At 68.3% G+C, this 11,787-nt stretch carries 10 protein-coding genes and 2 pseudogenes; 3 read left to right on the plus strand and 9 right to left on the minus strand.

The window, feature by feature from the left end; translation table 11 throughout:
* Positions 1-1,331: 1,331 nt before the first annotated feature.
* The 7 genes from cas2 to ROTAS13_RS11565 form a co-directional block, all read right to left on the minus strand.
* Positions 1,332-1,622: a CRISPR-associated endonuclease Cas2 gene (gene cas2 / locus ROTAS13_RS11535; protein WP_075822406.1), complete on the minus strand. Its 291-nt coding sequence runs from the start codon at positions 1,620-1,622 to the stop codon at positions 1,332-1,334.
* A gap of 9 nt (positions 1,623-1,631) precedes the next feature.
* On the minus strand, positions 1,632-2,672 hold the full coding sequence (gene cas1c / locus ROTAS13_RS11540) for a type I-C CRISPR-associated endonuclease Cas1c (RefSeq protein ID WP_075822407.1): 1,041 nt from the start codon (positions 2,670-2,672) through the stop codon (positions 1,632-1,634).
* Between the two features lie 4 nt (positions 2,673-2,676).
* On the minus strand, positions 2,677-3,321 hold the full coding sequence (cas4, locus tag ROTAS13_RS11545; RefSeq protein WP_075822408.1) for a CRISPR-associated protein Cas4: 645 nt from the start codon (positions 3,319-3,321) through the stop codon (positions 2,677-2,679).
* A gap of 10 nt (positions 3,322-3,331) precedes the next feature.
* Positions 3,332-4,270 (minus strand): type I-C CRISPR-associated protein Cas7/Csd2, encoded by a 939-nt coding sequence (gene cas7c, locus ROTAS13_RS11550; protein ID WP_058389757.1) that lies wholly within the window; start codon positions 4,268-4,270, stop codon positions 3,332-3,334.
* Complete coding sequence (gene cas8c / locus ROTAS13_RS11555; protein WP_075822409.1) at positions 4,263-6,053, minus strand: type I-C CRISPR-associated protein Cas8c/Csd1; 1,791 nt, start codon at positions 6,051-6,053, stop codon at positions 4,263-4,265. The genes cas7c and cas8c overlap by 8 nt, the downstream gene beginning before the upstream one ends.
* Entirely contained in the window at positions 6,050-6,727 is a 678-nt protein-coding gene (gene cas5c, locus ROTAS13_RS11560) for a type I-C CRISPR-associated protein Cas5c (RefSeq protein ID WP_058389756.1), read from the minus strand. The genes cas8c and cas5c overlap by 4 nt, the downstream gene beginning before the upstream one ends.
* 197 nt (positions 6,728-6,924) lie before the next feature.
* On the minus strand, positions 6,925-9,198 hold the full coding sequence (locus ROTAS13_RS11565; RefSeq protein WP_075822410.1) for a CRISPR-associated endonuclease Cas3'': 2,274 nt from the start codon (positions 9,196-9,198) through the stop codon (positions 6,925-6,927).
* A gap of 41 nt (positions 9,199-9,239) precedes the next feature.
* Here ROTAS13_RS11565 and ROTAS13_RS11570 point away from each other — a divergent pair, with 41 nt between their 5' ends.
* Complete coding sequence (locus tag ROTAS13_RS11570) at positions 9,240-9,677, plus strand: DDE-type integrase/transposase/recombinase (protein ID WP_216348636.1); 438 nt, start codon at positions 9,240-9,242, stop codon at positions 9,675-9,677.
* 113 nt (positions 9,678-9,790) lie between these two features.
* On the opposite strand, the pseudogene ROTAS13_RS28065 reads toward ROTAS13_RS11570, so the two are convergent.
* A pseudogene (locus ROTAS13_RS28065) lies at positions 9,791-9,949 on the minus strand (IS6 family transposase); the annotation flags it as partial.
* On the opposite strand from ROTAS13_RS28065, the pseudogene ROTAS13_RS28070 reads away from it, so the two are divergent.
* Positions 9,950-10,127 (plus strand): annotated as a pseudogene (locus ROTAS13_RS28070) (IS5/IS1182 family transposase); the annotation flags it as partial.
* Here ROTAS13_RS28070 and chrA read toward each other — a convergent pair.
* Entirely contained in the window at positions 10,124-11,356 is a 1,233-nt protein-coding gene (gene chrA / locus ROTAS13_RS11580; protein ID WP_058389753.1) for a chromate efflux transporter, read from the minus strand. The pseudogene ROTAS13_RS28070 and the gene chrA overlap by 4 nt on opposite strands.
* A 185-nt stretch (positions 11,357-11,541) precedes the next feature.
* Between chrA and ROTAS13_RS28480 the strand changes: the two genes are divergently transcribed.
* Positions 11,542-11,787: transposase (locus ROTAS13_RS28480; protein ID WP_139323325.1), on the plus strand; the 246-nt coding region annotated here is incomplete at its 3' end.

Raw genomic sequence — 11,787 nt, forward strand, 5'->3', positions numbered from 1 at the left:
CCCGCACGGGGAGCGACGGCCCGGCGGTCCTGGCCGCGTCGAGCGCCGTGGAGTTTCGATCCACGCTCCCGCACGGGGAGCGACGACGACCGCCCTGGGGGTTTTCCCCCTCCAGGGGGTTTCGATCCACGCTCCCGCACGGGGAGCGACGCGCTTCGAGGCCGTCTCGGCACTTCTCCGCATCGTTTCGATCCACGCTCCCGCACGGGGAGCGACGCTGGCGTGGTCAAGAACATGGCGCGCGGTCGCATGTTTCGATCCACGCTCCCGCACGGGGAGCGACGTCGGCGGTGCCCAGCAACTCCTTGCTGATACCGGTTTCGATCCACGCTCCCGCACGGGGAGCGACTTGGCGCGGAGATCGAGAGCACTGCGCCGCCTGAGTTTCGATCCACGCTCCCGCACGGGGAGCGACCCCCGCGGCAATGTCGTGCGTTGGAGCGGGCTGTTTCGATCCACGCTCCCGCACGGGGAGCGACGTCCAACTTCTCGGCCGGTATCTTGGCGATCTCCTTGTTTCGATCCACGCTCCCGCACGGGGAGCGACGTCTCGTAACCGCCGCCCTGCTCGTCTGCTCGGGTTTCGATCCACGCTCCCGCACGGGGAGCGACGATCGGGCGCCCACCGTCGCCCACCCTTGCAGATGTTTCGATCCACGCTCCCGCACGGGGAGCGACGGCAAGCCCTGAACCGGCATGCCTGCGGCAAAGAGTTTCGATCCACGCTCCCGCACGGGGAGCGACTCCCACGCTTGGGCCGCTGTCACCGCGAGCGCCTGGTTTCGATCCACGCTCCCGCACGGGGAGCGACCCGTGGCGCCCAGCTTGTCCGCCGCGTCCGCCACGTTTCGATCCACGCTCCCGCACGGGGAGCGACGCCGGTGCCGCCCTGGCGTTCGATGGCCTCGGTGTTTCGATCCACGCTCCCGCACGGGGAGCGACCTGAGGACAGCCGGAACAACACGCAGTGGGTGCTGTTTCGATCCACGCTCCCGCACGGGGAGCGACGCTTCCAGTCGTACCAGCGGATATCCGCCCAGTCGTTTCGATCCACGCTCCCGCACGGGGAGCGACGTCGAAGGCATTGACCATGGCGGCTCCCCCGTCAGTTTCGATCCACGCTCCCGCACGGGGAGCGACTCCCGGCACTTTTTTTTGTGAAAGCTCCATGGTTTGCCCGCCACTCGTCGCGAACCAGGGTGGAAGCCTAGGTCGGTCCGGCAGCGTCTTTCCGCTTATACAAACTCTTCTTCTGTTTTCAATGAGTTCAGCGCTCCGCGAGCCACCACGCCACGGCATGGTCGCTACCGGATCGCGCAAATTGCGTCATCTCAGAAGACCAATGGTCCTTCCAGATCCAGAACGGGCTTTGCACCCATATGTTCCACCCGGGCTCTGCCCGAAGCGCCGAGGCGGTAGAAACGCAGGCTGTCCTGCTCCAGATCAACCTCGGCCATCAGACGCGCGCGTAGCGCGGTCCACTGTGCCGGGTCAACTTCGCATTCGAACACGGAATTCTGCACCCGCTGGCCATGGTCGAGACAGGCACGAGCCACACGTCTCAACCTGCGACGTCCCGCTGGCGTCACGGTGCTGACATCATAGGTGATGAGCATGAGCATGGCTTTGGCCTACTTCCAGAAGAAGCCAGGATAGCCATCCAAATCATCGCGCAGGTGGCGAGCCAGAAGCTGTGCCTGTAGGTAAGGGATCAACCCAAGCGGTACGGCCTCACCCAGAAAGCCATGCCGTAGCGTGGTGCGCTTGCGTTCCTGCCAAGCGATCAGCACCTGCTTCCGGGCGTCGTCGGTCAGGCGCACACCGCCGGCCTCCTCCACGACGAAATCCCCAGCCCGCAGCTGTCCGCGATTCACCAGGCTCAGCGCCAGGCGATCGGCCAGCACCGGCCGCAGCTCCTCCATCAGGTCCAGCGCCAGCCCGGCGCGACCAGGACGGTCACGATGGAGGAAGCCCACTTGTGGGTCCAGCCCATGCGCCTCCAGCGCGCCGCGGCAATCATGCCCCAGCATGGCATAGAGGAAGGAAAGCAGCGCGTTCATGCGATCCAGCGGAGGCCGGCGTGAACGACCGGTGAAACCCATGGCGGCGTCCGCAGCGCGAACCAGGTGCCCGAAGACGCCGAAATACAGCGCGGCCGCCTCACCTTCCAGGCCGCGCAACAGGTCGATGTCTGCCGCCAGCAGGATTCGGCGCGCCTGATCCAACAACCGGGCGGAACAGAGTTCCAGCGTTTCCCGCACCGGTGCCTCCATGACGGCGCCATGGTCACGCAATGCTCTCAGCAACACGACGCGCTGGTTCGCCACCTTTGCCGACACGATGCCGCGCACGATCGGCACAGCGCGCGTCGGATCATCCGCCAACCGGTACTGCGCGCGGCGAAGTAGGACGTTGCCGCTGCGTGCGCCCTCGATCCGCGCCAGGAAGCGCCCGTTCGGGTCGAGGCAGGACATGGTGATGCCGCCCTCCGCACAGGCCGCCATGAGGGCGGGCGAGAAGCCGGGACGTCCGAAGGTGACCAGCCCCTCCAGCATGTGGAGCGGCGCACGGCCGACCTCCTCACCCTCCACCTCGACCACGAGGTTGGCACCGTCCTTGCGCAGCCAGGCTGCATCGCGCGTGACGTAGATCGTGTTCAGCATGCGCCGCATCGGATCACTCCTCCGCCGCCAGTTGCCGCGCGAGCCAGGCGGCAACCTTCGGCGGCTTCTCCAGACGGGCGGGTTGGCACAGGTCGCTCATCGAGCAACGCCGGCAGCCCGATTGCAGCACCGGCGGTGGCGTCACCCCCGCCAGGATGTTCGCCCGCGCCGCCTCCGCCGTGGCAGCCGTCAGAGCCCGCAGCGCCTTGTCGAAACGCACCACGACCCGGCGCCGGGTCTGGCCGTAGAACAGGGCACCCTCGGGGATGGTCGTGCCGGACATCTCCTCCAGGCAGACGGCCTGGGCGCAGATCTGCACCTCATCCGCCCGGTGCGCCTTTGGACGGCCGCGCTTGTATTCGACAGGATAAGGCTGTGGCGGGCGGCCACGAAACTCCACCGTATCTGCCTTGCCCACCACGCCCAGCGCCAGGGAGCGCAGGGCGATCCCACGGGCGACCCTCAGGCCTGGCCGCGTCTCGCCCTTTCCGGCATCCACCCGCTCGTGCAGCAGCCTGCCCTCGGCGGTCGCGCCATCCTCCGCCCAGAGCTGCTCCACATGGATAAGCGCGCATTGCCGCGGGCAGAAGATCTGGTGCTGCAACGCCGAGAGCGGGATCAGCCCGTCCTCGGCCTCCGGATGATGGGGAACGGGCATGGTACGACGCTCAACGCTCGATCACCTCCACCCCCTCCGGCAGCCCGTCGCGATCGACAGTGATGTCGTAATCAGCGAAGCTGCGGGCGGCAGGCCAGTTGTCGATCGTCTCCGCGCCCACGGGGTGGCGGCTCTCCCCCTTGCGCCGCCAGCAGCGCACCCGGTCGAAGAGGTCGCTGGCCCGCGCATTGCCCAGCGCCGTGGCGTGCCGGAACACCACCAGGCGTCGCGTGGCCATCTCGCCCCGGGCGGCGGAGCGGTCATGCTCGAACATCTGCGTCAGCCCCTCGAACAGCAGGTCGAGATCGGCTTCGGAGAAGCCCGTGCCCTTGACCGGATGCGAGGCGAGTGGCGCGGAAACGAAGCCGTGCGCGCGGTAGAGACCGTAGGGGATAATGTGCTTGCGGCCCATGGTGCGGCCACCCTTCTCCTCCGCATCCTTCTCGGTGGTGGCGGCGAGACGGGTGATGGAAATCTCCAGCGGCAGCACCGGCTCGACCGAGGTGGCGAAGGTAAGCTGCACCGGCCCGCGCACCTGCCCGGCATTGACTCCCGTGGTCATCACCGCGCCAAAGCTGCGGATGTCCCAGAAATTCGCACACATCCAGCGCGTCAGGGCCTGGGACTTGGCCTCGTCCTTCGGCAGCTTCTTCTGTTCGTCGGCCTTGGTCACCTCCGGCATCACGGCGGCCCAGGCGCGCCTGTGCTCGACGTTCAGCGTAGCTCCATCGCGCATGTAGATCTCGTGCCCCGGCCGGTCGCCCCGGGCAAGCGCCACGTAGTTGCGCAGCTTGCGCTTCAGCGCGACGTCCGACACCAGACCGCGGTTGGTCTCGGGGTCCAGGCGCGGCAGGTTGCCCGCATCCGGATCACCGTTCGGGTTGCCGTTGGTGACGTCAAAGAACAGCACGAACTCGTGCCGCCGGGTCAGCGCGGCCGTCTCACTCATCGATGTCGCCTTCCTTGCTCTCTTCCTCGTCCGCGATCTGCCCGGCGGATTTGCTGCCGATGCGCGCGCTGCGCTGGTGGTAGTAGCCGATAGCGAACTCCCCCTGCTTCTGCAGCGCAAGCGAGCGCGGCAGCGAGGGCGGGAGCTGCGCGAAGATCTGGTCGATCTCCTTCTCGATCCAGCCACCCTTGCCTTCCTTGCGCAGCCGGCCGAGATGGTTCTGTACCCCCCGCAGCAGCAGCGGGAAGACGTTGGCCGGCGTGGCGGAGGCGGCGCCGAAGTAGCGGTCGCGGATGGTGGCGTTCACCTTGCCCAGCGAGACGCGCTGGGCGATCTCGGCCATCGCGAAGAGTCGGCCGAGTTGATAGGCCGAACTGGCATTCTCCCGATCGAGGCTCACGGGCGGCGATTCCTTTCGATGGTGCGAGGCGAGCACGGCGCGGATCGCGGCGGCGTGCCAGCCGGTGCCGGCATCGTCGCCCGCGCGCAGCCGAATGATGGCGGTGGCGAGCAGGCTGCGCGGATAGGGCGTGCCGGCGAGGATGGCGCGCGTCACCTCCCCGGCGAGCAGAGGCGGGATGTTGTCGAACTTCTCCTGCAGGGCGACGGTCTTCACCAGCAGACGGTTCACCGAGGGCGGCAACGCGCGCCAGGGCGGCGGCTCGATCGCCAGCGCCGCATAGTGGTCGGCTAGCCTACGGGCAAAGACGGTGAAGTCGTCCGACAGCCAGAAGCGCACGGAAAGACGCGCGGCATTGGGTGCGAGGCCCAGGATGTGGAAGCGCACGCCCTCGGTGAGCTTCGGGTCGGCGTCGCGCAGCGGGCGGCCCTCATGCAGCGCGGCGAGAAGGGCGCGCAGCTTCGCGGCCTCCTCGCCGTCGCGCGCCGGATCACCCTCCGGGGCGGGCGGGTTGAACAGGGTATCGAAGGCGCTCTCGGCCGCCTCGGCTGTCTCCTCGCCGACATCCGAGGCATCGGCCCAGAACACCACGGTGGTGTCGCCGACCGGGCGCGGCAGGCGATTGCGGCTGCCGCGGTCCAGCATGCGGTTCAGCGCGGCGCCGTAGCGGAAGGCGACCGCCTCCGAGGTCGGGGCATTCGCGCCCTGCTCCTGGCCGTAGGAACCGAAGGCTTCGAGGTTGAAGGAGACCAACGCCGCGCCGGAACTCTGCGCGCCCTCCACCCCCTTGATGGTCGGGTGCAGCCGCGTGATCGGCGCCTCCATGCCGGAAACGAGGCAGATGGCGCGCTTCCCCTCGCCACCCCCGCGCGCCGCGACCAGAGCGCGCGCGGCCTCCCGTTCATGCAGATAGCGGTGCTCGCCCTCCAGCGCGAAGATCAGGTTGACGTCCAGCATCTCCGCCTCGAAAGGCGGCGCGTCGAAGCGTTCTGGCTGCCAGGCTTCCAGGAAGCGGCGCAGTGCGAGCAGCCCCGGGTCCTTCGTTTCCGCCAGCAGGTCCAGATGGAGCTTGCGGAAGGCCGCGTGCTCGTCGGCGGTGCGGCGCCCCTGGCCGGCAGTGCGGCCGAGCACATAGGCGCTCTTGTCCCAGAGCAGATTGGGCGAGATGCCCGCCGTCCGCTTGACGGCGGCCGGCACTTCCACCAGGCGAGGCTGCAGCTTCCTGCCGACTTGCTCACGCAAGTCCTTCTGATTGACCGGCTCGCCCTCCGGGGAGAGCAGGATGGCAAAGCCGATCTTCTCGCGGGAGTAGCCGGGCGCCTCCGCCTCCCCCCGCGCTGCCATACGGTCATAGTAGCGGTCGAGCGATTGAAGGATGGTCACGTCGCGCTGCCCTCCTCCAGGCAGGCGCGCACATCCACCACCCCGTCACGCATCCGTGCCCGGAAGAAGCGCGAGACCGCGCCCGCCTCATGGTCGATGTCGTGCAGCATCCAGCCCAGGTCGCGGTCGCGCTGGTCCGGCGGCAGGGTGCTCGCCGGCAGCGGGGCCCCGGGCGGGAGCAGCGCGAACTCCGCGGCGAACTCCCGTGTGCCGAGGCAGGGGCGATGGAAGCACTGCCCGGCCTCGGCGCGCCGGTTGAACATCGACAGGTGCTTGGCCGGCGTGTCCTCGGCGCCAGCGCGCGGCGTCATGACGAAATGCGCCTCGATCACATAGGCAACGTCGACGAGCAGGGTGGCGGCCCGCTGCTGCCGCACCTCCTCCATCACCATCCCCAGCCCGGCGACGGAGCCTGCCCGCATGGCGCGTTCCGCCGTGGGGCCGGGGATCTTGCTGGACACCTCGTTGCGGCGGAAGGACTGGAAGCGGATCGGGCGAAGGACATGGAGCCGGTCCACCACCCAGCGGATCGCCGGCTTCCAGTGGATCGCTTCCAGAATGCCGCGCGCGGCGGAAGGGGTGATGACGTCGTAGGAAACACGCTCGACCTTCATCTCCGGGCGGGAGAAGCAGGCGCGGTCACCCCAGACATGCAGCCGGACGCCGAAGCTCATGCCGGGTGCCACGAAAACAGCATGTCTCCCTCCCGAGTTGGCCCGCATCCAGAACGCGAAGATGCCAGACCGATTCGCATCTGACCCCGTGGAGAAAGATATACGCTCCATCGTCGCGCGAAAGATGTTCTGGGGACGATATCGTTACGGGAAATTCCCACCGCCCCGATCCTGAGCCGCGGCCGGCAGACGAGGTCTCACCATACATTCTCCTCCACCCGCCGGAGCAGCGCACTGTCCCCCAGCCGCAACCCCGTCTGCTGGTCGTAAGGCGCCTCGGCCACGAAGGTCAGCAGTGCATCGCCCAGCCCGACATGCACCGGGCGCAGTGCCCCTGTCGCGAGCCACTGCGCCCGCGCTTGCCGCGGCACGGACACCGTGTAGGGCTGCAGCTTCCGCAGGTCGGCGGACAGTGGCCGATCCATCGCCTCGATCTTCCGCAGCAGCTCCTTGGCCTCCGAATCCTCCTTGGCCTCCGAATTCCAGGCGACGACGACCGGCAGCATGGTTTCGTCGATCAGCTGGAAGGCCTCGGACAGGCTGCGGAAGGGGAACTCGCCGCTCCTCCGCCCCTCGGCGAGGGCCGGCAGCACGCCGCGATACCCGTCCACCATGGTCGCATCCAATGCCTCGTCACCCTGCGTCCAGTACAGCGCCTGGAAGTAGGCCCGGATGGCCTCCAGCCCCAACGGGTCCTCCGTGCGCCCCAGCACGCCCTGCGCCGCCTGCCGGAACCGCTTCAGGCTGTGCGGCACCTTGTCCTCCTGCGGCGTGAACACCACCACCCGCCCGGCCGGCAGCTCCCCATGACGGTTGCAGCGGCCCGCCGCCTGGGCGATGGAATCCAGCCCCGCCTCGGCACGCCAGACCTCGGGCAGCGAGATGTCCACGCCTGCCTCGATCAGGCTGGTGGAGACCAGCCGCACCGGCCCACCGTCACGCAGCCGCTTCCGCGCCTGGGCGAGCACCTCCCGACGGTGCTTCGCGCACATCAGCGTGCTGAGATGCATCGCCCCGGGCAGTTCGCGGATCGCTTCGTACAGCGCCGCGGCATGCGCGCGGCTGTTGACGATGCACAGCATCTGCGGCTGGTCCGCGAAGCGCGTGGCGATTGCGGCGTCGGATACGGGCTGCGGCATCACCTCAACCCGCACGCGCTTCAGCGCGGCGTAGAGGGCACGGGGCTCCGGGGCCAGCTCGCGCGTGTCGTCGAGGTCGAATCCGCCCTTGAAGCCGTCCTTCTGTCGCAGCGCCGGCTGGGTCGCGGTGCAGAGCACGACGCTGCTGCCGTAGTTGCGCGCCAGCTCCTCCAGCGCCGCCATGCAGGGGCGCAGCACTGGCAGCGGCAGGGTCTGTGCCTCGTCCAGCACGATCACCGCCTTGGCCAGGTTGTGCAGCTTGCGGCAGCGGGAGGTGCGGCTGGCGAAAAGGCTCTCGAAGAACTGCACCGCGGTGGTGACGACGATCGGCGCGTCCCAGTTCTCCGCCGCGCGCTTCAGCCGGGTGAGGCTGTCCGGCTCCGTCCCCTCCTCCGATTCCGGGCCTTCCCAGTCCACGCCGGAATGGTGCTCCAGCACGTCGTCCTGCGTGCCCAGGGCGCTGCGGAACACGTCGACGGTCTGTTCGATGATCGCGGTGAAGGGCACCACACAGACCACGCGCCGCAGCCCATGCCGGCGCGCATGCTCCAGCGCGAAGGCGAGCGAGGTCAGCGTCTTGCCGCCGCCGGTGGGCACGGTGAGGGTGAAGAGGCCCGGTGCCAGCGCGGCCTTCGCCCGCGCATGCTTCAGCACCCGCTGCCGCAGCGCGTTGATATCGGGCGCTCCCGTCGTCGGCAGAGCTGCCAGGGACGCTTCGAGTCGCTGGCGGAGCATGTCCAGCGGGCTATGGCCGCCGCGGTGCGGGGACCCGCCCCTGGACCGGGCAAAGAAGGCTTCCGTCGCCAGGAAATCGGCATCCACCAGGCACGAGAACAGCATCCGCGTCAGGAATGCCTGGGAGAAGCCGGGATGAGGGGAGGGCTGGAAGCCGGCCGGCGGCACCATCGCCTGGGCGGGCGGCAAGGGGCCGGTATGCGCCTGCCACCCATCATATGGTTCCAGCCGGTAATCCGCACCGAAGCGCGTGGCCCGCAGTTTCTTGCCATCGGCCAACCCAGCATGGTGCGCCGCGATGATGCCAGCCAGCAGCCATCCCACCCCTTTTGGATAGCTGTTCAGGGCCTCCCTTGCTCCGGCCGTGGAATGGTCCGGCCCCTTACGACCTGGGACCGCCGGGGACGCGATGTAGGCCTGATAAGCGTTGGAGACTTTTCCGATGTCATGAAGGAGGCCGGCGATTCGCGCCATTTCTGACCATCCAAAGGCGGCTGCGAAGGAAGCCGCCCGGGTGGAGACATCCTGAAGATGGGAAGAGAGTTCCTCCCAGGAAACGGCTTCCTTGCCTTGAATGGAATGGGCGTACTTCCGCATTGACCTTCCCGATCGTTCTTCTGTGACAGTATCTCTGGTTCCTGCCCGAGGTTGTCGACAGCCGCGGCCAGACGATCGACTTCCTGCTCTCGGCCAGGCGGGACGCGGCGGCCGCGAAGCGCTTCTTCCGCAAGGCGCTGCGGCAGCCGCATACGGTCAACCCTCGTACCATCACGGTGGACAAGAACCCGGCCTGTCCGTCTGCCATCGAGCAGTTGAAAGGGAATGGCGAGCTGTGGCGCTTCTCCCGCCTGCGGCAATGCAAGTTCCTCAACAACATCGTGGAACAGGACCACCGGCGCGTGAAACGCCTGGTCAGACCGGGGCCTGGCTTCGGCAGTTTCCATATGGCGCGACGAACACTGGCGGGCCGCGAGGCGATGGCCATGAACAGGAAGGCACAGGTTCGGGATACCGGCGGGCGGAACATGCGGGTCCAGGCGAGTTCCATCGCCGAGCTGTTCCAGGCTGCTGCCTGATCCGCCTGCTATCCACGCCATTTGCTGCCCGTCGCAAACTGCGCAACACAACCAACGAGGATGTCCAGCACCACCTCGTGCCGGTCTACCACTCACCGGAAATAGTGCAGCACGCCATTGATGCGCAGAAGCACCTCATCGAGGTGCCAGATGTCGCTCGGCTTCGGACGGCGCCGCCGCAGCTTGGCCGCGAACTCCGGGCCGAACTTCCGGCACCAGCCCCGGATGCTCTCGTGCGTGACGGTGATGCCCCGCTCCGCCAGGATCAGTTCCCCCCGACCCGCAGCCGGAAGATCCCGATTCCCTACGATAAGGCACTCCACCGCCAGAGCCATCGCATCGAGGATTGGCGCCGCGTCGCCATGCGCTACGACCGCTGTGCCCATACCTTTCTCGGCCATCTCCCTCGCCCCCACCGTCCTCTTCTGGATCAATGAGTCCTGCGCCTAGGCGGCCAGGACCGCCCCCATGGCTGCCGTCAGGACGACGGCCAGCCAGACCGGAACCCGCCACCAGACCAGTGCAGCGAAGGCCAGCACGGCGATGGCGAAGTCGGCAGGGGTACGGACGGTGGATATCCAGATCGGGTCGAACAGGGCCGCGGCGAGGATGCCGACGACTGCGGCGTTGACGCCCTGCATGGCCGCGCGCGCCGCCGGCCGGTGCCGCAGCGCGTCCCAGAAGGGCAGCATGCCGTACATCAGCAGGATGCCCGGCAGAAACACCGCCAGCAACGCGAGCACCGCCCCGGCAATGCCGTTCGGCGCCAGATTCTGCGCGGCGCCCACGAAGGCGGCAAAGGTGAAAAGCGGCCCGGGCACCGTCTGGACCACGCCGTAGCCCGCGAGGAACCGGTCGGCGCTGATCCAGCCGGCTGGCACATAGGCACGCTCCAGAAGCGGCAGCACGACGTGCCCGCCGCCGAAGACCAGCGACCCGGCCTGGTAGAATGCCTCGACCGTGGCGACCGCGTGGGACCCGGTGGCCGTGGCCAGCACGGGCAGGCCGATCAGCAGGACGGGGAACAGGACGAGGGCTGCGGCCGCGGCACCGCGAGAAACCTGGAACGGCATCGCCGCGCCCGGCGGCCCCGCGTCGCCGCCCCGGTAAAGGACAAGGCCCGCCGCGCCACCGGCGAGGATCACGCCGACCTGGGTGAAGGCGAAGGGCAGGAGCAGGACCGCGACGGTGGCCAGCACCGCGATCGTCCGCCGCGGCCGATCCGGGCACAAGCTTCCCCCCATGCCACGGACGGCCTGCGCCACCACGGCGACAGCAACCAGCTTGAGGCCATGCACGATGCCCACGCCCATGCCGCCCGTCGCCCACTCCACCCCATAGGCCGCCAGCAGCATCACCACGGCCGACGGCAGGGTGAAGCCGAGCCAGGCCGCGCACCCGCCGGGCAGGCCGCCCCGCAGCACGCCGAGCGAGAAGCCGACCTGGCTGCTGGCCGGACCTGGAAGAAACTGGGCCAGCGCGACGAGATCGGCATAGCCCTTCTCGTCGAGCCAACGGCGGCGGGTCACGAACTCGTCCTGGAAATAGCCGAGATGGGCGACCGGTCCACCGAAGGAGGTCAGGCCCAGGCGAAGAAAGAGCAGCAGGATTCCGAGAAAGCTCCCGCGCTGATCCCCGGCATTCTCCGGGCGCCGGGAACAACGGGAAAGGCCGTCCATGCGCAATTCCTTCAGGGAACGGCAATCTGGGTCACGGGCTGCGACCTGTCCAATGAAGATCCCGGATCGCGGCCCGATGCCGCGAAGAGGCCGTCCAAGGCCGGCAGCGGCCATGACACCTCCCATCCCTCACCAACAAAAGGAAAATCTTCCTAATTCCACCCCACCATGCTACACTTCCTCCCATGCTCCTCCCCCGCCTCTCCCCACCCCAGCCCTTTCGCCCCCTCACCGATGCCGAGTGGCACGCCCTCCTCCCCTATCTCCTCCCCCGCACCCCGGCCGGCCGCCGCGTCGCGGACCTCCGCCGCCGCATGGACGCCATCTTCCATCTCGCCCTCACCGCCTCCCCCTGGCGCGCACTGCCCGCCCACTACGGCAACCCCGACAGCATCGCCCGCCATTTCCGCCGCCTCACCCATGCCGGCCTC

Origin of the sequence: Roseomonas sp. TAS13 (assembly GCF_001950415.1) — a bacterium.
GTDB classification, from domain to species: domain Bacteria; phylum Pseudomonadota; class Alphaproteobacteria; order Acetobacterales; family Acetobacteraceae; genus Roseomonas; species Roseomonas mucosa.